The sequence below is a fragment of the Streptomyces sp. NPDC014623 genome (assembly GCF_043088245.1).
Taxonomy (GTDB): Bacteria; Actinomycetota; Actinomycetes; order Streptomycetales; family Streptomycetaceae; genus Streptomyces.
On the sequence record NZ_JBIBZU010000037.1, the window covers coordinates 1 to 21,318 of the forward strand.

Sequence of the window (21,318 nt, forward strand, 5' to 3'; positions counted from 1 at the left end):
CGGCCGCGCCGTACGTCCGGGCTGAGCGGGGTGGTTCCCTCGTTGGGCGGCAGACTTCAGTCCAGTGCGCCGTTCGTCGGCTGTCCAGGATCGGGCTTGCCCGACCGCCGAAGGCGGCGCCGTAGGCGTCCTGGACTGCCGGCGGGCGGTGTGCTGCCCTCGGGTGCCGTCCGACGAGGGGGCCGCACCGCGACCCACCACCATCTCCACCACACACAACCCGCACCCCCCGAGCCGTGCCCCCCACCCCCTCAGCAGGGTGGCCGGGGTGTGGGGCGGAGCCCCGCGTCTTCCCTCACCCGCACCCGACAACGGAGAAGGGGCGGACCGCCTGGTGGCAGTCCGCCCCTCGCCGGGGATGTGTCCCGGTTACATCTCGACCTCGCGGCCGCCGACCTCGACCGCGGGAGGCTCCGGCGCCTTCACGACCTCGGGTTCGTCGCGGCGGGTCCGCTCGGCCTCCTCCATCTGCTGCGTCTGCTCGCGGTCGGCCAGGATCTCCGTTGCCCGCCCGGCGGTCCGGACGGCTTCCTGCAGCTCCTCACCCGTGAGCTTCGGCGCGGTCTCGTGGGCCCGCTCGCGCGACTGGCGCAGGGCCTCGGCCTCGTAGTGCTGCCGCATCTGCTCGGCTTCCTGCTCCTGCTGCACGCGGGCGCGCTCGGCCTGGCGTTCCTGTTCCAGCTCCGGTTCCACGGCGGCCGGCTGCACGTCCTCCGGCAGTTCCACGGGCTCCGGCTCCGGCGCCCGGAGTTCCAGCTGCCGCTGTGCCTCCTGCGCCTGCTCGCGCGTCGGCTCGGTGTGCTCGTGCCACGCCTGCCGCGCCTCGTGTACCTTTTCCAGCTTCTCGCGGTCCTCGGCAAGCGAAGCGGTCAGGGCCTCGTATCCCTCGACGGCCTCCTGCAGCTCCTGCGCCTGCTCGGGCGTCTCGGCCTCCATCGCCTTGATGTACGTCTGGACCGACTCGCGCTCGGCGTCCGACAGGGACTCGCTGACCTCGCGGAGCTGTCCGGCGACGTGCGGCGGCGCCCACTCGGTCTCGCGGTCGTACCGCTCGACCATGCGCCGCAGCGTGGCGTCCGACGCTCCGACCAGCTCCATCCGGTCCTCGGGCTCGCCCAGTGCGCGGTACGCCCGGTCCCAGTCCTGGCGGACGTCGACCGCACCGCGGCCCGGCCGCTGGCCGATCGCGTCGCGCTCGTTCTCGTGCTGGTGCGCCTCTCGGTACGCGGCAACCGACCCGGCCCGCTCGATCCAGCGCTCCCGCCAGGTCGGGTCCTCGGGGACCGGTCCCAGCTTCTGCGCCCACTGCGGCAGCTCGCTGGCCTCGGCCTGTTCCAACAGCTGCTGTCCCAGTTCCAGGCGCTTCTGCTCGGCCAGCTCCGCGACGCCCCGGGCGTACTCGCCTTCCGGGCCCTCGATCTCGGCAGCCCGGTTCCGCCAGTCGGCGCGCTCCTCGGCGGCGGCCTGGCGCTCCTCCACGATGCGGGCCCGCTCCTGCGACTCCTGCCCGCCGTGCAGCACCTCGGCGCCCAGCGACATGGCCATGGCCTGGTCCATCGCTTCCTGCTGCCGCGCCTGCTCGAACGCTGCGGCCTCCGCTGCCCGCTGGGTCTCCATCGGGTCGATGACCTGCGCCCCGATGACCGCCTGCTGCGCGGCCAGGGCGTCCTCCTGGCTGCCGTTCCAGGCCAGGACCGGAGCCTGCGACATGGCCTCGGCCTGCCGCATCGCCTCGGCCTGCGCCTCCTCGCTGATCGCCCGGTCCACGTGGGCGACGGGCGCCACGGACAGCTCGGCCATCAGGTCGTTGACCGTGCGTTCCTGGGTCTCGACGGCCTCGCGCACGCGGGCCTCGTCCGCCTGGACCTGGCGCCGGTCGGCGGCCTCCAGCTCCCGCTCCGCACGCCAGTGCAGCACCTTCGCCACGTCCTTGGCGTCGGCCAGGTCGCCCCCGGTGATGCTGCGCATCATCTCCATGGCGTCGTGGCCGGCGGCCTCGGCGCTGCGGCCCAGACGGATGAGGGAGCCGTACGCCTCGCTGTCGCGGACCTTCGAGAACTTGTCGCCCAGCTTCTCGAACAGGACTCGGCCGAACTTCTTCTCCGCGTCCTTGGTCGCCAGGTCTTCCAGCTCGTACGAGTGCTTCGCCAGGGAGCTGGACCATTCCAGCTCCTCGCGCTGCACCTGCGTCGCGGACTTCTCGACGCTGGAATTCTCCAGTGTCTGCTTGAAGAAGGTCATCGGCTCGGGCCGCTGCTCCTCGGGCACGCCCGGCATGTCCGTGGACATGTACGCGGTGTTCCGCTCGCGGCCGCGCGTCATCGCGACGTAGAACGCCTCCCGCGAACCGGAGCCGTCCCAGTAGGAGTGGGCCGTTCCAACGGTCCGCCCCTGGGTGGAATGGATCGTGCCCGCGTACGCCAGGTCCACGTGCTTCTGCACGTACGAGGACGGCAGGGTCACGGTGTCCCCGTCGTCGTAGGCGGCGGTCACGGAGCCGTCCTCCGCGATGCCCAGCACCTTGACCACATCGCGGTTGGTGGCGAAGCGGTCGCCGGACGTGCTGGTCAGACGGCGGTTGTTGTCCCGGAGCTGGATCATGTCGCCCTTGCCGACCGTGAGGCCGCGCCCGTCCAGCTCGATGCCGTCCGCCTCGACCTCTCCGAGCCGAACGAGGTCGGCGCGGGCGCGGGCGGCCAGCTCGTCGGCCTGGGCTGTGGTCGGCGCGATGAGTACCGCGTCCTTCCCGCCCGTGTGGTCGACCAGCCACGACTGGTACGAGGCTTCCACCATCTCCTCGCGCGTTCCAGCGCGCAGACGGCCGCGCGTCTCGTACTCCGCGAGCACGTCCACCTCGCCCTTGCGGAGCTTCAGGGACGCCTCCTTCTCCCACTCGGAGTTGAAGCGCATCACCTCGTCCAGGCGGTGGACGTTCGGCAGATCCTCGGTCAGCTGGGAGAACACCCCGCCGCTGCCCACGCTGCTGAGCTGGGCGTTGTCGCCCACGTACAGCACCTTCGCCCCGGCCAGGTCGGCGTACCGGCGGATCTCGTCCAGCTGGCCCGTCTCGGCCATGGACGCCTCGTCCACCAGGATCAACTGGCCCGGCCGGAGCTGGCAGGCGTTCCGGTCCTCGTCCGACACCGCGGTGCCCGATTCCAGCCTGCGGTTGGTGTCCAGGAACTTCGCGATGTTCGCGGCGTTCTCCACGCCCTCGTCGGACAGCACGCGGGCGGCGCGCTGGCTGACGGTGAGGCCGATCACGGGGCCGCATTCCTGCGTCCAGACGTCGTGGATCGCGCCCGCCAGGCGGCTCTTTCCAGTTCCAGCGGGGGCGGCCACGACCTCCATGCGGCGGCCGCTGGCCAGGATGGAGCGGAACGCCTTCTCCTGTCCCTCGTTCAGCCCGGCGCCGGCCACGGCCGCCTCGATCGCCTCGCGGCCCACGGCGGGGGCTCCCAGCTCGGTGGCCTTGGCGATGATGCGGCCCTCCCGCTCCAGGTGGGCCTCCGTGGCGTACCGGCGGGCGCCGTGGCGGGCGTAGACCGACAGCCCGTCCTCGCGGCACAGCTCCGGGGGGAGCGGGACGAGGTTGCGGGCGGTCAGCCGGACCACGGCCGTGTCGGCTCCGGGCTGCAGCGCGGCGTCGGCCAGCTCGTTGACGAGGGCGGTCACCTGGTGGCGTTCCAGCCCTCCGAGACAGTCCGGAAGTTCCTTGGTGATCTCCACGATCAGGTCGCCTCGACGCCACGTCGACTTCTGGTCCTGGGCGTTCTCGATGGCCTGCTGCACGACCTTCGTCGGGTCGAATTCCAGGCCCGATTCCAGCGTACGTCCGTCGCGTTCCAGGTCGGCGGTCGCGCGTTCCACCTGCGCTGGAATGTCGGCCAGCGACTCGCGGGTGTCGGCCACCATGTCGGCCTCCCAGCGCTCCAGCAGTTGCTCGCGCGGGACGGCTTCCACCTTGTTCTTCCGCTCGGTCAGGTTGACCCACTGCGCCATGCGGGCCAGCTCGTGGGCGCCCGGCGCGCGGCCGGTCCGCTCCTCGTACGCCTTGGCCAGCTCGGCGGTGCCCTTGGTGATGGTCCGCCGGCGGGAGCTGTACTTGTCGCGCTTCTCCTCGGAGATGCCGACGATCTCGCGGGCCATGCCGTCCGGGCGGGTGGCCACGCGAAAGCCCATCTTGCGGTACAGGGCCTCGTCCGACACCTTCTCGAAGATGTGCCCGGCGGCCTTGGTGTGCCGGTAGATCTCCTGTCCGTCGATGGTGAGCCACTTCGACGTGACTTCGCCGGTCACGGGGTCGACGGACGAGGATTCCACCCGATTCCAGATCGCGTTGTGGATGTGCAGCTGCGGGTCCGAGTCACGGCTGGTGTGCTGCCGGAACGAAGCGATCGTCCACGCGTGCGCGTCGACCTGGCGGCCCATCGGGGCCCCGTCCGGGTCCTTCGCACCGTGGCGTCCGTCGCGGGCGTACCCGGCCTCTTCCTCCAGGAATTCCAGCCCGGCCTGGACACCCTCCATCAGGCACTCCCAGACCTGATCGGCCTTCTCGGCGGCGGCGGCCGCGCCCTCCAGGTCCCCGGCCTCGCGGAGCCGCGCGGCCTCGATCTGGAACCCGGCGTGCAGCAGGCTGTACGACTTCGGCGCGGAGAACGTGACGTCGTAGTACGAGCGGCTGGAGGGGGCGTTCTGGCGCACCTTCAGCTCCGCCGCGCGGCGCTGCTCGGGCGTCGAATCCGGCCCCAGCTTCTCCAGCGCGGCGGCCACCTTCTCCTCCGTCGACTTGGTGTAGTCGTACGGCTTCCGGCCCACCCGCGCCTCGTCGTAGATGGCTGCCACCTGGGCGTTGTACTCGTCCGATCCCGGCTCGGCCGTGATCGCAGAGAGTGACGCCCGGACCTCCGCGTGGAGGCCCGGGTGCGTGAACTTCGAGTACATGTCGCTCATCAGCTCATGGTCGACTTCACCAGTCAGACCAAGATCGTTTGCGGCGCTCCCGAGCCAGATCCCGGCCGGCTCTCCGGCCTGCTCGATGGACTTCAGGTAGTAGTGCTCACCGCCGCGACCGACCGCGTTCATGAGGTATCCCGGGTCTGATCCCGGGCTCACAGTAGCGGTCATGTGATCACGGTACGGGCCATCGGATGGTAATGCAAGGGTGTGTTGAAGTTAGTAGGTAGCTCAGGTTTCAAGATCCGGGAAGAGAAGGGGGTGGAGAGGGCAAGTAGGCAGATGGGAGAGGAGATCGACAAGGGCAAGCAAGAGAGGACAGCAAGGGGAGACGAGGGGAGGACGGAGGAAGACATCAGCCAGGGATCGGGAGAGCGCGAGAGGGTGCCCCTCTCGCAAGTGTTGACCGCGACCGGTGGGCGCCCGGTAGGCTGCGCCACAGACGACATGAGGCCCGACCCCCGGACTGGGGGCGGGCCTCGACTGTTACCAAGCGTGTTTTTCGGCGGCGGCGTCGCCCGGGTGGCCGGCGGCCGCGAACGGCGGACGGTCTAGCGTGGACATGCTGTGAACCGCACGCCCGGCGGGCCCTCGCGCGGGCCGCGAAACCGGCCCCCGGCCGCCCGTACGCCGTAGCGTGTCCACGCTGTGAACCGCCCACGGCGGCGGCCTGTACGGCAACCGCTACGGCGGGCCGGTCCACCCCGTACGCCGTAGCGTGGACACGCTCCGAACTGGCGTCGGCCTCGACCTCCCGGCGGGACGAAGCGGAACCGGTGCGCCTCGACCCGCTACAGCATGTCCACGCTATGAAACAGCCTTCACCAGAGGGTGTCCTGGTGCTCCCCCGAGGGGTGGCCGGCCGCGAGCGCGGCCGCGATGGCGGCGGGCTCCGCGCCCGGCTCGGCGGTCAGGATCGCGTCCCGTACGGCGACCGCCCGTCCCGCCGCGCCCCGCACGTCTGCGAGCGCGTGACCGGTGAGCCCCCGGCGGGCCGCGTAGTCCACGATGTTCTGCAGCCGCTCCCCCGCCAGCCAGTGGTCCGGGTTCTGACAGCTGCTCTCGTCGCAGGTGTGCCGGACCACGGCGCCGTTCCGCAGTGCGGCCGCGCCGTGGCAGATGACGAACCCGAGCACGTGGGCCGACACCACGCGGGAGGTGCCCGCCGGGCGGCTGCCCGCCCGGAGCTTCCCGTGCCCGGAGTCGCTGATGGCCCCGAGCCACCAGTGGCACGGCGTCGGGCCGGGGCCGCGGTACACCTTCGCCTCGTACCGGGCGGCGGTCGCCGGGTCGGCGGCCAGGCGGTCCCAGGGAACCGCGGGGGTCGGCTCGCTCATGCGGCGGCCTCGTCCGGCTCGGCGTCGTCGGCGGACTCCTCGGCCTCGAACGGCTCTCGGCACTCCCCGCACAGGATCGCCCCGCCCTCCAACAGCTTGGGGGTGACCTGCATCCGGCGGGGCGGGTCGCACTCGCACGCCACGGCCAGGCGCTTACCCGCCCGGCCCTTCCCGCCGCGCGGGCCCTCCTTCTTCCCGTCCTCGTCCTGCTCCTGGTCCTTGTCCTCGTCGGGGGCCTCGATCCGGGCCAGGGCGGCGGCGTCCAACTTCCTGATGACGGACGCGTACCGGCTGACCGTGGCGGCGGTGATCAGGGCCTCCGAGAAGCCGATGACCTTCTCCGCCCGCTTCGGCGGCTCCAGCCCCAGCTCCTCGGCCAGGGCCGCGAACTTGCGGTTGTGCCAGCGGCCCGCACACGAGGTGTCCCGGATGCCCCGGGCGGCCGCGAGCGCGTGCGCGGCCTCGTGCAGCGCGGTCTCCACCACCATCTGCCCGCCCACGGCGATGGCCTCGCCGGAGATGAACAGCTCCGCCCGGCGGCCGCCGGCCGCCGCGTCCAGCCACCGGTCCGCCGTGTGGTGCCCCCAGGACGGCCGCTTCTTGTTCCGCCCCTGTGTACCCGTGCCGGTGATCATCACAACGTCTGGAAGGTCGGGGTGGTGCTTCTGGAACGCGGCCCAAGTCGCTTCCAGCGCGGTCGTGATCCGGGTTCCCTCTTGAGTCGGCATGTCTCAGATCGTAGCGTGAACACGCTATAAGACGGGAGGGGTTCGAGCGGACTGGAACGGCAACGGCCGCCGTTGGAACTCGCGTTCCAGCGGCGGCCGGTCGTGGTGCTGAGGGTCGGTCAGTCGTCGTACTCGTAGGCGTCGGTCACGAGGTCGCCCCATCCCGCGTGCCCCCGCCATTCCAGGCGGTGCCGGAGCATCGCGGCGGCGTCGGCCTCGGTGACCTCCAGGGCGAAGTGCTCCCGCGCGGCCGTGAGGACGTCGCCCACCGTGACCCGTAACGGCCAGGTGATGTGGATGTCTGTCACGGGTTCGGAGAGGCGGGCCCGCACCGCCGCGGTGATGGCCATGTCCGTGGCCTGCTGCACCTGAGCCTGGAAGTGCCGGGCCTGCTGTTCGGCGGCCAGGCGTTCGCGCCGCCGGCGGATGGCTCGCAGGATCACCACTCCTCCTTCGGGTGCGGCTCGACGTGCCCGCAGTAGTGGCACGTCGCCCCCGCCGGAAGGTCAACCGTCGTCCCGGTGCAGCGCGGGCACTCCCCCAGTTCCAGCACCGGACCGGTGCCCCGGACGCACCCGGGGCACCGGTGCCCGTCGTCGCCGTAGGTCCACCCGGCGCGCTTCATGACGTCCTCGAACTCGTCGGTGTCCAGCGCGTACGGGTCGTCCACGGGTTCCAGGAACAACGCGACGCACCCGTCGCGGTCGCACGTCACGGCGTCTCGGATCACCGGTCCTCCTCGGCGGCCGCCGACTCGTCGTCGGCCAGCTCGGTGAGCGCGAGCGCGGCCCGGTGCCGTTCGGCGGTGAACCCGATCGGCTTCCGCCCCTCGCGCTCGTCGCCCTCGTACAGGCGGCGCTGTCCGTCCGCGTACGACCGGAGCACGTCGCGCGCCTCGTCCGGGGTGCAGTCCAGCGCGGCCGCCACCTCCTGCCAGGTCGCCCCCAGTTCCAGGGCCTCGTGCAGGGTGCTGGGCCGGTAGTTCAGGGCGGTGCGCCGGATGGCCTCCCCCAGTGCCAGCTGCGCGAGCGCGTCACCCGCGGTGCCGCGCTCGACCTCGTACGGGAAGTCAGCGGGCAGGCGGCGGTTCGACAGTCGCTCGGCGTGCTGGGAGTGCTTCTCCGCCTGCCAGGTCAAGGGAGTGGCCGGCGGGAGGTCGTCGGGTCGCCGGACCTGGAGGGCCTGGAAGTCCTTGTACGCGTCGGTGCTCACGGTGGTGGTCGCCCTTCAGTTGGTCGGGTAGAGGTCGGCGCGGGGGGTGTTCTCGGTGAGCCAGCGGCGGAAGCTGTGGGTGCCGCCCGCCGCGATGCGGTCGTGCCGCTCCTTCACCGTGGTGTGGTGCTGGCCCAGCCCTTCGCCCAGGTCGCGCCACGACACCTTGTCTCCGGCGTCGTCGGGCTCGCGGGCCATCAGCAACAGCTCCTCCTCGATGGCGGTCAGTCGCTGCTTCAGGCGCCGGATGTCCCGCAGGTTCGCGTAGATGAACTCCTCCCCGAGGTTGGGGTTCCCGGCCTGGATCGCGTCCATGGCCAGGATGGCGCTGTCCGCCTCGTCCGCGATGCTCCACTGCTTGTTGCCGTGGAACGCGAGCGTGTACGTGCCCACTCCGTCCGGCCAGTGGGCGGTCCGGCCGGAGGTCTCCCAGGGCTCCATGCCCGGCCGGCTCACGGCCATGGGCTCGTCCACCGGGGACGGGAGGGGGCGGTGCTGAGGGGTCGTCATGAGCGGTTCCCTTCGTCAGTGTTGGGGTTCCCCAACACCCTTAACTGTAGGGGTTCCCCAACACTTGGCACAAGCGGTTCGCCGCATCCCGTCCGGCCAGTTCCTGGCCGGTCTCCGTCCCGGTTGGCGGGAGACTCCCACGAGCGGGTATCTCTACGGGCAGGGACGAACGGCGGGCGGTGATGGGGAGTTGACCCAGGTGGAGCTGTGGTGGAGACGACCTCCCGTGCCCGGGTCGCGTCGCTCGCAGAGACAACGCGCGGTCGCAGAGCTGCGGGCACAGGGTCGGTACGGCCCCGAACTGCGCGACGTGCTGCCCGCGTTCGTCGGCCTCGCCTTCGCCGCGGCGGCTCCGCTGGTCCTCCTCGTCTGGCTGCACCGCGCCCTCGGCGTCGGCGGCCTGGTGCTGGGGGTCGTTCTGCTCGCGGCCGCCACGGCGGTGGGCGTGCGGTGGCGCCGCGCGGCGGCCCGCCGGCGCGGCGGCATCTACACCTCGACCGAACTCGGCGTGCTCGATGACCACGGCCTGGCGGCGGCCGCCGAACGGATGCTGCGCCGCGACGGCTGGCACGTCATCGCGATGCCGGACGAGGGGCGGCCCCGCCTGTACGCCCGCGACCGCGGCGGCCGCCAGCTCGATGTCGGGTTCCGCCCGGCGGACGAGGCGGTGGACGAGGATGCGCCGACCGGTCCCGCTCCCCTGCGGGAGGCGGGCCGCCCGGGGGTCGACAACCTGATTCGAGTGGTGGTCAGCAGGGGCTCGTACAGCCGCGCCGATGTGCTCTGGGCCTCCCGCCAGGGCGGGGTCCACCTGCTCGACGGGCGCCAGCTGCAGCAATGGGCCGCCGGGGCGTCCCTGGACGATCTGGGCCTTCCTGGCTGACAGCCCTTGCAAGATCGTTTGGCGAAGCGCAGGCGCGCTCGACAAAAGGAGATCCTTTTAATGCACTCCGGGCGCGGGGCGCTCGCGGAAAGGATCTCCTTTAGAATCTCGGTATGGAGAAAATCGGCGTTACTGCCTGGATCACCGCGTCACAAGCGGGGGCGCTCGCGCTGCTCGATAAGCGGCGGCGGCTGGAGGAAAAGGAGACCGTGCGGGAGCTGGTGGCGTCCGGCATTCGGCCGCGCGACGCTCGCGTGCAGGTGGCGCGTATGCGGCCGGAGCACTGGCCTGCGCTGGAGGTCGTCGTGGGTGAGGCGGTCCGCCGGCGCCTGGCGGACGAGGACCTGGCGGGGCCGTGGGCTCCGCTCGCGCAATCGGACCTCGACCGCCTCGCGCTGTCCGGCCGCTGGCCCGGGGCGAGTACCGGAATCACGCTGGTTCAGCGGAACTACGCCTTTCCGGCGGACCTCGTTCTGCAGCTGCGGACTGCCTCGTGGCGGGTCTCGGAGAAACCTCTGGCCCGGCTGTACGAACTCGGCCTGGTCGGCTCCGGGCTGCGGCTGACGGAGGAACAGAAGACCCGGCGCGACGAACTCGCGCGCCTGCTCTACCCGCCCGCCCGGATCATCCGGGAGGCCCTGGCCACGTACGGCCCTCACTCGAACGAGTGACGGCCCCGGCCGGTGAATTAAAAGGATCTCCTTTAAAGGAATCCGGCTTCGCGTGCACAGTTCTAAGCGTCCTCCGCTCTTTTCGATTTCCTCGGATGGCCTAGTTTGAAAAGCGGCCCGAATGGGGTCTATAAATGCTAGCGTCGGGAATTCCGGCGGACTGTCCTCGGGAGGTACGGGTGAGCACGGCAACGACGGCACGCACGGCGGGGACGGTCCCGGCCAGTCGTGAAAGCGCAGATCAGGACCCGGATCGGGTGCCGCGCGGGAAGCCCTACTGCTTCACGGACGGGCTGCCCGTCTACCGGTGGGGACAGGCGCCGGCCTACCTGCAAACGCAGACGCAACTGGGCCAGGCCCGGCTGAAGCTGGCGGACGGTCAGCCCGTCATCGCGTACCTCTACCTGCGCAAGCACGACGTGGAGGTGCCGCTGTACGACCCGGCGGCCGCGGTGAAGATGCGGCCGCTGGCCTCGGCGGTGAAGAAGCGCATGGAGGCGGCCCGGACCTGCCCGGAGTGCGGCAAGGTGCGCGAGCACCGGTTGAACGGCCGCCCCTGCTCACAGTGCTGGAACAAGGCACAGCTGGCCCGGCAGCGCGAGCGGGCCCGGACGTGCTGGGGCTGCGGGGCGGTGCGCGAGCGTCCGTACCCGGCCGCGCACAACCGGTGCGGCGGCTGTCGCCGTGCCCAGCTCGCGGAGGAACGGGCCCGGAAGGCTGAGGCGGTGCTGTACTCCATCACCTGCCCCGGGCGGGACTGCTCGGTGAAGACGGCCACCAAAGCGGCGGTGCGCCGCTGGCGGGAGGCGAACCCGTACGGGTACTGGCGGCCGCGGTGGTGCTCGCCGTGCGAGGAACGCGACGCTCGGGAGCGGGCGGAAGCCCAACAGCGGGCGGTGGAGGCCCGGGAGGCTGAGCGGGAGGCCCGGCGCCGGCGGGTGCTCGAACTGCAGGAGTGGGCGGCGGCCGCGCTCGCGGACGAGGCCCTGGTGGTCCTCGACACGGAGACGACCGGGCTCGACGCGGAAGCGTGCGTGGTGGAACTCGCGGTCATCTCCGGCTCCGGGGACGTCCTGGTGGACACCCTGGTCAACCCCGGGCGGCCGATCCCGGCGGACGCCTCGGAGATCCACGGCATCACGGACGAGGCGGTGGCCACGGCGCCCTCGTTCGGGCAGATCCTCGTCGGCCTCACGGCCGCGCTCGACGGGCGGCGGTGCCTGATCTGGAACGCCCCGTACGACAAGGGGGTGTTGCGCTGGGAGCTGACCCGGCACTACCGGGCGGCCGGCCATGAGGACCCGGCGGCGTCGGCGGCGGCCTGGCTCGACGGCATGACGCTGGAGGACGCGATGGTGCCGTACTCGGACTGGTACGGCGACTGGTCGGACTACTGGGGCAACTACAGCTGGCAGGCGCTCGGCGGCGGCCACCGTGCCCTGGGCGACGTCCGGGCGGTGCTCGACCGCCTCCGCGAGATGGCCGCGCCCGTGGCCTCCTCGGTCGACTGAGAAGGGGGTTCACCTCATGGTGCAGATCAGGGTCATGACGGACGATCGCGAGCGGGGCGAGCGGGTGGTGGAGATCCTGCTGCCGCTTCTGCAGGCGTGCACCGCGCTGCAGGCCGGTGAGCCGACCCGGCTCACGCACCGCGGCGGCGGCCTGCGCTTGGTGCTCGACGTCCAGCCGGACGAGGGCCCCACCTCGGTACGGGTCGACCGTGCGGACGTCCCGGCTCGGCCGGAGCGAACGGCCCGCCGGCGTCGGGCACTTCCCCCAGGATCGCGGTAACAGTCCGGGCGACTGTTACCCCATCTGACCTGGGGAAGTTCCATAAATCGGCCCTCAAATGAGGGAGCAAAACTAGAAGCGGGCGCCCCCGGTGCCCAACGGGCGGCGGCCCGGCGGCCGCGCCTCCACCACCTCGTTCTCGACGGCCAGGGCGGGCGGCTCGACGGCTGCCCGCTCTGCTGCTGTCCGGCCGCGTTCGCGCTGGTCGCCAATTGGCGACTGCTCCTCGGCGGTCCGGGGTCCGGTGCCCAACGGGCGGCGGGTGGTGCTCACCTGCCCAAGTCTCCCAGTTCGCCGAACGGGTCGGGCCCACGGTGCCGCGCTGAGCGGAGCGCCCACGACGGGCTCGGCCACCTCGCGGCAGCTGCTGCTCCCCCTCGACCACGGCCGGCGGTGCGGTCTCCTCACGCTCCCGCATCCGCGACGGCGGGAGTACGGCGCCCGGCCCGACTCCGGCGGAGTCGACGGCACACCGCACCCGGGCCACCCCTCCCCCCTCCCGCCGCTGCTGTCTTTTGGCACCCCGGACGGGCCGCAGTCGGCAACGAGAGGCGGCTACGCGTGCCATGTGACGGTGGCCGGTCCTTTCGTCTGTGCCGTGTCACCCTCGGGCGCTACCGTCCCGGTACAGGCAGTGACCACACGGGAGGGGCGGCGGGATGACGACAGCGGGGCACCGAAGCGGAGCCGGGGCGAGCGCGGGCCGGATGGGGGAGGCGGCTCGGACAGCGGAGCGGGCAGCACAGCATCGACGGGCCCGGGTGCTGCTGCCCTTACTCGCGGCGGCCGCCGCGGTGGTCGGGTCGGCGGCCGGCTCGCTGACGAACTGGCAACTCGGCCTGGTCGCCGCGCTGGTCGTGGTCGGGCTCGGCGTACGGCGGCTGTACCGCCGGGGCCACAACAGCTGGGCGGTGGGTGCCGCTGGGGAGGCGCGGACGGCCAAGCTCCTGGCCCCGCTCGTCCGCCGGGGCCACGCCGTGGTGCTCCACGATCGGGCGATCCCTGGGAGTCGGGCGAACCTCGACCACCTCGCCTTCACGGCCGCTGGCGCCCTGTACGTCGACACGAAGAACTGGACGTCGGACAAGTCCCAGCTGACGGTGCAGGGCGGCATCCTCCGGTACGGCCGCTACGACCAGACCCGCGCCCTGCAGACGGTGGTCTGGGAGGCGGAACAGGCAGCTCGGGCCCTCGGTGTCCCGGTCCGGCCGGTGGTCGCCGTGCACGGTGCGAAGGTCCCGGCTCCGCGCGGACGCCTCGAACTGGGCGGCGTGACCGTGGTGGAGGCGAAGCGGCTGCGCGGCCTGCTCCGGAGCCTTCCTCCCCAACCCGGGTGGGACTCGGCCCGGCGGGCGGCGGTCGGGCAACTGGCGGAACGGACGCTGCCCCCGGCTTCCTGACGAGGAACAGACAGAAGGGCCCGGCCGCCTGGCCGGGCCCTTCGTCGTCCCTACGCGGTGCGCTCGCGCCGGCGCAGGGTCGGCGGCCGGTCGGTCGTGTTCGCGAGCATCCGGCGGACGGTCTCCGGGTGCCAGTGCTCCCCGCGCTTCGGGCGGAGCCCTTCGGCCTCCAGCGCGGCCGCGATCTCGCGCAACGACAGCTCGTCCTCGTCCCGGAGCTGGCGGGCGCGGGCTCGGCCTGCCTGCTCCATCTCCTCCTCGGTCAGCTCCTTCTTGTGCGCGGCCCATCCGTACGGCGGGGCGCCGTACGCGTACTGGCCCTTCTCCCCCTTGATGCGGCGGCCGCGGCGGAGCTTGGCCACGGTCATGCCTCGGTCCAACTGCGCGAACACGCCCATCATCTGGCGCATGGCGGTTCGCATCGGGTCCTCGGGGTCGTCGGGCAGGATCTCGCCCTGATCGGCCATGAACGCGCGGCCGCCGTGCTTCCACGTCTGGGCCAGGGCCGCCTCCTGCACCACCAGCTCGCGGGCCAGGCGGTCAAGGTTCGGCGCGACGATGCCGTGCACGCGCTTCTCCTCGATCCACAACAGGGCGTCGGCCAGCTCGGGCCGCTCGTCCCCGGCGACGGTGCCCGGCACCGCCTTCTCCACGAACAGCTTCACGAGGCGGTGGCCGTGCTCGCGGGTCCATCGGCGCACGATGCGCTCCTGGTCCTCCAGCCCGAACCCGTCCAGCTGACTGCCGGTCGACACTCGGATGTATCCCGCCAGGCCCAACCGCATCTGATCGCCTCCAACGCTCTGACCTGCACTGTCACAGTAATGGGCATAACTGTGACATCGAACAGACCCTATCCGGCCCCCGGCGGGCTGTTCTGAGAGGGCGTCAGCCGCTCTCGCCGGAAACTATCCACAGGGGAACCGTTCCAGACTGCCGACCATGAACACGAACACGCGCCGCTGGCGCTCTCACGTCCTGGTCCTCCTCGTCGCTCCGTGCGTCCTCCTCGCGGAGCTGGTCGTGCTCCCCTTCGCCCTCGTCTGGCTCGGCGTGCGCGGACACGCGGCCGGCTGCCCCCGCCGGGAGGGTCGCGGGTGCAGCTGCTTCCTGTCCTCCTGGCGGGCGGTGGGCCGCGGGGTGCGGAACGGCTGGCGGGAGGCGTTCGGCTCCTGAGCACGGGACAGGCCCCGCCCGGGTGGGCGGGGCCTGCTCGATGTGGTGTCCTGGTGTGCGCGTCCGGGGCCGGTTACGACGGTCCCGGCCGCGTCACTTCTGCAGGATCGGCCGCTCGATGTGCCGGTGCTCGACCTCGCACCCGATCCCGGCCGCCCGCAGGTGCACCGCGATCTCCTCGGCCACGGCCACCGAACGGTGGCGGCCGCCACCACAGACCACGTGGACGTCCACCCGGTACTGCTGCGGACCGCCGGTCCACTGCCGGAGGTTGTCCCGCTGCAACAGGATGCGGACCTTCTCGGCGGACTGCGCCACCAACTCCTTCGCGCCCGGCGTCGCCATGACGTACCGGCGGACCTCCGGGTCCAGGCCGTTGCTGTGCAGCATCCGGTCGCGGACCTCGGGGTCCTCGGGCGGGTTGCGCAGGGGCCGGGTGTCGACCACCACGGCGTTGCCGCCCGGGTCGTCGTGGTGGCCGGCGCCGTACGAGGTGATGACGCTCTGGACGTGTCCGTCCTCGTACAGGGTGCTGAGGTCTTCCGGGGTGGTCTCCATGCTGTTCAGCCTCCATGCCGCGCGGGGGCGGCGGTAGTCGGTTGGCGGTGTTGCCCGTTGCCGATTCCGGCGGGCGTCAGCTGGACGAGGCGGCGGGGCGGGGGTGGCTGCAGCCGGGGCAGCGGGCGAACGCGTTGTCGTTGTCCTCGCCGCACCAGGTGCATGTCCAGACGTCCGGCGGTGTCTGGATGGTCTCCGGGCTGACGCACCATCCGGTGTCCTCGCCCTGGTCCTCCAGCGTGCGCATGTCCTCTTCGCCGGTCCACACGAGTACGGCCGCGTCCTGGTCCTCGCTGTGAAGTCCGTCGCGGTACTGCTGCTCGGCGTACAGCCTGGCGGTGGCGGCGTCGGTGCACGGCATCCCGGGGCCGCCTCCGTCGATCTGCCAGGCGACCCACGTGCGGGGCTTGCGGCCGCCGACGACTCCCAGCCCCCGGCAGTGCTCGCAGACTCCGGTCCCGTCCGCGTGGGCGTTGCGGCAACTGGCGTCCTCGTCGCGGACGAGGTGGGTCAGCCACTCGACCTGGCCGGGCTGGAGGCGTACGGCGTGCTGCTGCCCGCCGGCCTCCAGGGTGAGCGTCGCGCGCTCGGCGTCGTCGGCGTCGGTGGGGTAGGTGTCGAACAGGTTCCGCAGGGCCAGGGCCAGGGCGGACAGGTCGGGCTCGGTCATCGGGTCGACTCCTCGGTGGTCGTGGTGTTGGCCGCGAGGAAGGCGCCGGCGGCGGCCGCGGCCTCCTCGCTCGTGTCGTACTCGGCCTTCTCGGGTGCCTCGCGCACCTTCCGGTTGGCGGCGGTGGCGATCCACCACCAGCTCCCGTCCTCCGGGTGGAAGGACACCCTGGCCTCTCCGCCGAACGCCTCGAAGTGCACGGGCTCCTTGTTGGCGCGCTCGTTGATCGCGCTCACCGCTCCGGGCCAGCGCTTGCGGGCCGCCTGGCGGGAGATCCCCCACGCGGTGCCCAGCTCGGCGTAGTTGGCTCCGGCCGCTCCGGCCGCGCGGGCGAACCGCTCGGCCAGCACGTCCAGCTCCTCGTCCGCGTACTTGCAGACGATCAGCTTCGCCAGGGGGATCTCCGGACGGGTGAGGTCCAGCACCTCCTCCGCGTCGTCCGGGCGCCCGGCGGTCAGCCGCTCGTACACCGTGTCCCCCAGCTTCTCCAGGGCCTTGTGCAGGGCCTGGCGGAGCTGGTCGCGTTCTTCCTGGGTCGGTTCCTTCATCTCCATGCGACAACCCTAACTGTCGTGAACCTAGGTTGTCACGGGAACCTGCATTGTCGTCATATGCCATTCCCGGGCAGCACTGAGGGAGGGGAGGGAGGGCCCGGTGGTGGGTGAGGTCTGTCGTTCAACTGCCCATAGGGGGAACGATTGTTCGGGCGTAAAGGACTGGCCTACGGCCAGGCTGAACACCCCTGAGAGGGCCGATCCGGCTCTCTCTCCTCCTCGACCTCACCCCCGGTGGGGGTGGGCCGGATCGGCCCTCTCAGGCGCGGATAAGGAGCTTCGCGCGTTCCTTCTCGGGCCTTCGGCCCGGTAGTTAAAGGACAAGCGCTTCGCGCTTGGCTGTTCTCTTTGCTCCACCCGCGCACCCTCCGGGTGCCCTGAGCGGGTGGAGAGAAGCGGCCCCCCCTAGCAAAAATGACAGAGCTTCCCGTTGGGGTTCTGCCATCTCTGCTAGAGGGGGGTTTCGCTTCAACCTGGGGTACTCGTTTCCGGTACGCCCGTCACGGTATGTCGCTTCACTCAGGCCACGGGTATTCGCACGCTCGCCTTGGGACCGGGACTTGCAGTCAGCGCTGAGAGGTCGTGTCTCTGCCCGCTCTGCGCGGGCGCCGGCTGGGGTCCACCTTGTTCGCCATGGGATCACTCGTCATGGCAAGGCCGGTCTGGCTGCTGCTCCATTTCACCGTTTAGCGTCTACACGGCCCCTGCGTGCCCGATCAGCGGGTGTCACGTATGGGGGCGGCTCGGCCTTACTCTCCCGGTGGCAAGCCGGGGTCGGTCTTGGTGACGCGGACCGATCTCAACCGCGGGCTACTCCGGGTTTACCCCTGCTCGCCTGGCAGGGGCCACGGGCCGGTTTCATTGTCTGCTCCTCCGGCTCCACGTCTCCGTGGCCCTTCGGACGGGGACCGGTCTCCCCTGGGCATGTCGCCTTCTCCACCCGCCATGGTGGAGCGCGTCCAGCTACGACTTGGGCGGGCTGGACGGGTGGTCCCCGGGCGGGGGCTTCCTCAACGGCCTGGAGCCGGAGGAACTGGGTACGCGGTGGGTGGGTGACCTCCCTTCCGGACACACCGGACTGAGGGCGCACTGGGCCACCACCGCAGCTTCTTGCTACGATGCGATTGCTCCTGGAGCTAGATAAGGGGCACATACGAAGGCCCAGCCCCGGACTTCCGTCCGGCGCCTGCAATGGGCCTACATGTGGAGATAGGGACTCTCAGACCCGCGCCTGGCAGCTTGTGACTGAGGTGGTCCCGCCGAACGAGCGGTGCCCTGATCTGAACTTTCGGGTCAGGGCTTTTGCGCGTCCGGACGTTGTTGTCATCCGGTCTGGGGCAGCTCCTCACCAGCGTTCTGGGCTGCCCTCGGGGCCTGCCTCGCCTTGCGGCGGGCTTCCCTCTTGTGCAGCTCGGTAAGGGCTTCGCGGAGCACTTCGGCCCCGGAGATCCCAAGGTCGTTCACCAGCTCCTCGTACAACCCGCGTACGTAGTCGCCGGGCTTGAGCATCACGGTGGCGCGCAACGGCTTGTCCGAGGGGAACACTCCCGTTCGGCCCGGCTGCTGACGTCCTCGTACTGCCATGTCCAAGATCTTATCCATAACGGGGCCTGTGTGGTCCACACTTTCCCGCGTGTCTTGTGGTTTTCCCGTGACGCGGGAGGCCACTTGTCGACTTCCCGTGTGGCGGGCGGGCCCGAAAACCCCGAGATATCAGGGGTTTACGGCCCGGGGAAGGTGCGCGAGTCGTCGCTGAACGTCCGCGCGAGCACCACTCTTTCCGGGGACACGGGTCCGGAGACTCAACAGCTCGATGCCCAACTGCCGAAGTCGGGACGGGTCGCTGACGTGGTGCCAGGCGCCGTGGGCGCGGTCGACGGCCTCGGCCACGGCTGGGTGGTGCTCGGGCTGGTCGGCGGTCAGCCGGACCACGGCGGCCTGCAGCCACAGCTGACAGGCGCGGTCCGGCGCACCCTCCTGCTGCGCAAGGAACGCGCGGACCTCGATCCAGTGGGCCACCTCGACGGACTGCGCGCCGTGCGCCCGGAGTGCTGCCTGCTCGTACGAGGCGGCGATGGCGGCGGCTTCCCCGTGGCGGCCGGCGCGGCTCGCGTCCCGGATCGCCAGGTGGGGGTCCTCCTCGGCGGCGGCCGCGGTGGTCGACGTCGCCTCGGTCCTCGGCGCGGGCACGTCGACGTCGGGGTGCGGGGCTGCCTGCTCGACCGCCTGTCCGCCCAACCACAGGGTGGCGGCGTCCTCGACGGCGGCCGCGCGGGCGGCCTGGTGGTGCAGCTGCTCGGCGCTCGGCCTCGTGGGCGCGGTGCGGAGGATGTGCGCGAGCGCGTTCGTGTACGAGGGGCCGGGGCGGTGGCGGCGGTCCTGCAGCTGCACGGCGCCGTACAGGGCGAACGGTCCGGCCAGGGACTGCTCCTGGTGGACGAGGGCCTGCCAGACGTCCGTGTCGGCCGCCAGGTCGGCCACCACCGTGGTGGTGCCCGGCGGGCGGCGCTGCAGCTCGGCACCGATCCAGTGCCACGGGAGCGCGGTGTACCGGATCGTGCGGGCGGTGGTGCGGGCCAGGGCCAGGTGGAGAAGGTGCTGGCGCGGGTCGACGGCCAGGTGCCCGGCGACGTAGACGAGTAGCGGGCCCTCGACGGCGGCCGCGGTGCGGAGGTTCGTCAACACGGTGTTGGGGTCGTCGGGGTTGGCCAGTTGTACGGCGCTCGCGTACGAGGTGCCGACCAGCCGCGCCGGCGGGACGGCGGCCAGCTGAGGCAACACCGCGGTGACCGCGAGCGGGTGCCGTACGGGCGGCTCGGCGGCGACGAGTAGTGCGTATCCCGGCTGTTCCCCCGTGCTGATCCCCATGGGCAGCACCGTAACCGGCTGCTCGGCCCTCGCGCGGCCGCGCCGTACGTCCGGGCTGAGCGGGGTGGTTCCCTCGTTGGGCGGCAGACTTCAGTCCAGTGCGCCGTTCGTCGGCTGTCCAGGATCGGGCTTGCCCGACCGCCGAAGGCGGCGCCGTAGGCGTCCTGGACTGCCGGCGGGCGGTGTGCTGCCCTCGGGTGCCGTCCGACGAGGGGGCCGCACCGCGACCCACCACCATCTCCACCACACACAACCCGCACCCCCCGAGCCGTGCCCCCCACCCCCTCAGCAGGGTGGCCGGGGTGTGGGGCGGAGCCCCGCGTCTTCCCTCACCCGCACCCGACAACGGTCGCCAATTGGCGACTGCCCCCGGAGCCGAACGGGCGCCTCGGTCGTACAAGCTGCCTGCGGTGCGCCGGTCGGGCCTCTCGATCACGGCGCGGGGCGGTAGCGTCCGGCCCATGACGAAACCTCGCCCCGTTCCCGTGCTGCCCGCCCAGGGCCGCCGAATCGCCTTCGTGGGGAAGGGAGGCGCGGGCAAGTCGACGATGCTCGCGCACTTCCTCGCCTACTGGAAGTCCTACGGCGTGCCGTGCATCGGCATCGACACCGACGTGCCCGGAGAGGAAGAGAACGGCACTCTCTACGAACACGCCCAGGTGGTCGACCTCGGCGCCCCGGTCTACCCCGCGCCCGGCATTCACCAGATCCGTAACGAGGCCGTGCGGTTGTGCCCGGAGAAGGGGCTGTGTGTCCTGGACACGGGGGCATGGGAGCGAAAGAAGGACGGCCCGCACCTGCCGGTGTTGAGCGCGGTCGACCTGGCGGTGTTGTGCCTCCAGCCGACGGGCAACGAAGTGCAGCGGGCCGGCTCGGTGCTCGGCGCCATCGAGTCGCTGAGCACAACGGGCGCCCACGCCCCCGAACTCGTCATCCTGCTGACGATGGTCGACCCCAGCACGGCGACGCCGGACGACGTGGACACGGAGCTGGCTGAGGCGGGGTACACCGTGCTGCGGAACCGGTACGAGCTGTCCAACGCTCGCAATGGGTACGCGCAGTCTTGGGGCAAGCCCATCAAGACCAGGCCCGACACGAACATGGACAAGATGGCCCGGGAGATCCTGGACGTGGTGGCCCGGTGAGCAAGGCATCGGAGAAGTCCCGGGGCGCCATCGGAGCCGCGCTCCGCAACGGTCTGGACAAGCGCGGCGGCGGCGCTCAGTTGCCCGCACAGGCGTCGTCCGACACTGAGGTGGAGCTGAGCCCTCGCGAGCGTCTGCAGGCGCTGGAGGCGCGCATTGAAGCGTCCGTGGGGCAGTACCAGCAGAGCCTCCGGCGGCTGAAGGCTCGGCACCGCGTGGAGGTCGGCCAGCTCCTGGACGAGATCAACGAATCTGGGCTGTGGGAGCTGGAGGGGCACGAGAAGTTCGGGCACTACGTCAAGGCGCGGTGGGGCTGGGACCGCTCGTACGGGTACCGCCTCATCGACCTGGCCCTAGTCCACCGTGCACTCGCCCCGCTCGGCCCGGCCGTGCTCGACACCGTGGTGGAGTCGCACGCCCGGGAGCTGGCCCCGGTCGTCAAGGTCAACGGCGACGAGGGCGCCCGGAAGTTCGTGGAAGTCCTCCGGCTTGAGTCCGGCGGGAAAAGGGTCACCGCCTCGGTGATCGCGGCCCGGCGTGACCAGGAAGGACTGGGCGTCCCCTCCGACCAGTCGCCAATTGGCGACCGCGACGAGGACGAGGACGAGGTGGTGGACGCGGAGCTGGTGGAGGACGACGAGGACACGGCGGAGAAGGTCGGCCAGACCATCCGGACCGCTGCCGACACGGCGGAGAAGGCGCTGCGGCAGCTGAACGAGGCGCTGGCGCTCGACGCGGCGCCGTTCCACCGTGCGGAGACTGCCGTGGACCTCTCCCGCATCCGCACGGCCGCCGTACGGATGCAGCGGCGGGCGGACGGGATTCCCGGCCCCGCCGGCTCGTAGGGCGAGCACAGCAG

The 21,318-nt window shown here is 71.4% G+C and carries 22 protein-coding genes; 8 read left to right on the plus strand and 14 right to left on the minus strand.

All coding sequences use genetic code 11. The annotated features are described in order from the left end of the window. Positions 1–369: 369 nt before the first annotated feature. From mobF to ACF1FZ_RS33530, 7 genes are all read right to left on the minus strand, one after another. Positions 370–5,127 (minus strand): MobF family relaxase, encoded by a 4,758-nt coding sequence (gene mobF / locus ACF1FZ_RS33500; protein WP_391777148.1) that lies wholly within the window; start codon positions 5,125–5,127, stop codon positions 370–372. A gap of 650 nt (positions 5,128–5,777) precedes the next feature. Then, on the minus strand, positions 5,778–6,293 hold the full coding sequence (locus ACF1FZ_RS33505) for a hypothetical protein (RefSeq protein WP_391777149.1): 516 nt from the start codon (positions 6,291–6,293) through the stop codon (positions 5,778–5,780). Further along, entirely contained in the window at positions 6,290–7,021 is a 732-nt protein-coding gene (locus ACF1FZ_RS33510; protein ID WP_166625872.1) for a hypothetical protein, read from the minus strand. Before ACF1FZ_RS33510 ends, ACF1FZ_RS33505 begins: the two co-directional genes overlap by 4 nt. A 119-nt stretch (positions 7,022–7,140) precedes the next feature. Continuing rightward, positions 7,141–7,464, minus strand: a complete 324-nt coding sequence (locus ACF1FZ_RS33515; protein ID WP_337964009.1) for a hypothetical protein — start codon at positions 7,462–7,464, stop codon at positions 7,141–7,143. Continuing rightward, positions 7,461–7,751, minus strand: coding sequence for a hypothetical protein (locus tag ACF1FZ_RS33520; RefSeq protein WP_391777150.1), 291 nt, complete (start codon positions 7,749–7,751; stop codon positions 7,461–7,463). Before ACF1FZ_RS33520 ends, ACF1FZ_RS33515 begins: the two co-directional genes overlap by 4 nt. Beyond that, the gene (locus ACF1FZ_RS33525; RefSeq protein ID WP_391777151.1) at positions 7,748–8,233 is read right to left on the minus strand and encodes a hypothetical protein; all 486 of its coding nucleotides are present in this window, start codon (positions 8,231–8,233) and stop codon (positions 7,748–7,750) included. Before ACF1FZ_RS33525 ends, ACF1FZ_RS33520 begins: the two co-directional genes overlap by 4 nt. A 15-nt stretch (positions 8,234–8,248) precedes the next feature. Continuing rightward, a complete protein-coding gene (locus tag ACF1FZ_RS33530) occupies positions 8,249–8,743 on the minus strand; it encodes a hypothetical protein (protein WP_391777152.1) in 495 nt (164 codons plus the stop codon). Between the two features lie 226 nt (positions 8,744–8,969). Between ACF1FZ_RS33530 and ACF1FZ_RS33535 the strand changes: the two genes are divergently transcribed. The 4 genes from ACF1FZ_RS33535 to ACF1FZ_RS33550 all read left to right on the plus strand — a co-directional run bounded on the left by ACF1FZ_RS33535 (position 8,970) and on the right by ACF1FZ_RS33550 (position 12,088). Further along, positions 8,970–9,626 carry a hypothetical protein gene (locus ACF1FZ_RS33535; RefSeq protein ID WP_391777153.1) on the plus strand — a complete coding sequence of 219 codons (657 nt, stop codon included), beginning with the start codon at positions 8,970–8,972 and terminating at the stop codon, positions 9,624–9,626. Between the two features lie 113 nt (positions 9,627–9,739). Then, positions 9,740–10,297, plus strand: coding sequence for a hypothetical protein (locus ACF1FZ_RS33540; RefSeq protein WP_391777154.1), 558 nt, complete (start codon positions 9,740–9,742; stop codon positions 10,295–10,297). A 257-nt stretch (positions 10,298–10,554) separates the two neighbouring features. Next, positions 10,555–11,808: an exonuclease domain-containing protein gene (locus ACF1FZ_RS33545; protein ID WP_391777155.1), complete on the plus strand. Its 1,254-nt coding sequence runs from the start codon at positions 10,555–10,557 to the stop codon at positions 11,806–11,808. Positions 11,809–11,824: 16 nt separating this feature from the next. Further along, a complete protein-coding gene (locus ACF1FZ_RS33550) occupies positions 11,825–12,088 on the plus strand; it encodes a hypothetical protein (protein ID WP_059303080.1) in 264 nt (87 codons plus the stop codon). A gap of 72 nt (positions 12,089–12,160) precedes the next feature. On the opposite strand, the gene ACF1FZ_RS33555 is transcribed toward ACF1FZ_RS33550, so the two are convergent. Then, positions 12,161–12,361 carry a hypothetical protein gene (locus ACF1FZ_RS33555; RefSeq protein ID WP_141726811.1) on the minus strand — a complete coding sequence of 67 codons (201 nt, stop codon included), beginning with the start codon at positions 12,359–12,361 and terminating at the stop codon, positions 12,161–12,163. Between the two features lie 488 nt (positions 12,362–12,849). On the opposite strand from ACF1FZ_RS33555, the gene ACF1FZ_RS33560 reads away from it, so the two are divergent. Then, on the plus strand, positions 12,850–13,488 hold the full coding sequence (locus tag ACF1FZ_RS33560; RefSeq protein WP_391777156.1) for a nuclease-related domain-containing protein: 639 nt from the start codon (positions 12,850–12,852) through the stop codon (positions 13,486–13,488). Between the two features lie 50 nt (positions 13,489–13,538). Here ACF1FZ_RS33560 and ACF1FZ_RS33565 read toward each other — a convergent pair whose 3' ends face one another. Continuing rightward, a complete protein-coding gene (locus ACF1FZ_RS33565; RefSeq protein ID WP_366350584.1) occupies positions 13,539–14,273 on the minus strand; it encodes a recombinase family protein in 735 nt (244 codons plus the stop codon). Between the two features lie 157 nt (positions 14,274–14,430). Between ACF1FZ_RS33565 and ACF1FZ_RS33570 the strand changes: the two genes are divergently transcribed. Next, the gene (locus ACF1FZ_RS33570; protein WP_391777157.1) at positions 14,431–14,664 is read left to right on the plus strand and encodes a hypothetical protein; all 234 of its coding nucleotides are present in this window, start codon (positions 14,431–14,433) and stop codon (positions 14,662–14,664) included. Between the two features lie 93 nt (positions 14,665–14,757). On the opposite strand, the gene ACF1FZ_RS33575 is transcribed toward ACF1FZ_RS33570, so the two are convergent. From ACF1FZ_RS33575 to ACF1FZ_RS33595, 5 genes are all read right to left on the minus strand, one after another. After that, positions 14,758–15,222, minus strand: coding sequence for a hypothetical protein (locus tag ACF1FZ_RS33575; RefSeq protein WP_391777158.1), 465 nt, complete (start codon positions 15,220–15,222; stop codon positions 14,758–14,760). A 76-nt stretch (positions 15,223–15,298) separates the two neighbouring features. Beyond that, positions 15,299–15,892 carry a hypothetical protein gene (locus ACF1FZ_RS33580; RefSeq protein ID WP_391777159.1) on the minus strand — a complete coding sequence of 198 codons (594 nt, stop codon included), beginning with the start codon at positions 15,890–15,892 and terminating at the stop codon, positions 15,299–15,301. Continuing rightward, positions 15,889–16,446, minus strand: coding sequence for a hypothetical protein (locus tag ACF1FZ_RS33585; RefSeq protein WP_059303084.1), 558 nt, complete (start codon positions 16,444–16,446; stop codon positions 15,889–15,891). The genes ACF1FZ_RS33580 and ACF1FZ_RS33585 overlap by 4 nt, the downstream gene beginning before the upstream one ends. 1,323 nt (positions 16,447–17,769) lie before the next feature. Continuing rightward, complete coding sequence (locus tag ACF1FZ_RS33590; protein WP_383875977.1) at positions 17,770–18,030, minus strand: hypothetical protein; 261 nt, start codon at positions 18,028–18,030, stop codon at positions 17,770–17,772. A 129-nt stretch (positions 18,031–18,159) separates the two neighbouring features. Then, positions 18,160–19,314, minus strand: coding sequence for a hypothetical protein (locus tag ACF1FZ_RS33595; protein ID WP_391777160.1), 1,155 nt, complete (start codon positions 19,312–19,314; stop codon positions 18,160–18,162). Positions 19,315–19,775: 461 nt separating this feature from the next. On the opposite strand from ACF1FZ_RS33595, the gene ACF1FZ_RS33600 reads away from it, so the two are divergent. Together ACF1FZ_RS33600 and ACF1FZ_RS33605 are read left to right on the plus strand one after the other, a co-directional pair. After that, positions 19,776–20,459 carry a hypothetical protein gene (locus tag ACF1FZ_RS33600; protein WP_391777161.1) on the plus strand — a complete coding sequence of 228 codons (684 nt, stop codon included), beginning with the start codon at positions 19,776–19,778 and terminating at the stop codon, positions 20,457–20,459. Then, on the plus strand, positions 20,456–21,304 hold the full coding sequence (locus tag ACF1FZ_RS33605; protein ID WP_391777162.1) for a hypothetical protein: 849 nt from the start codon (positions 20,456–20,458) through the stop codon (positions 21,302–21,304). Before ACF1FZ_RS33600 ends, ACF1FZ_RS33605 begins: the two co-directional genes overlap by 4 nt. Positions 21,305–21,318: the final 14 nt, after the last annotated feature.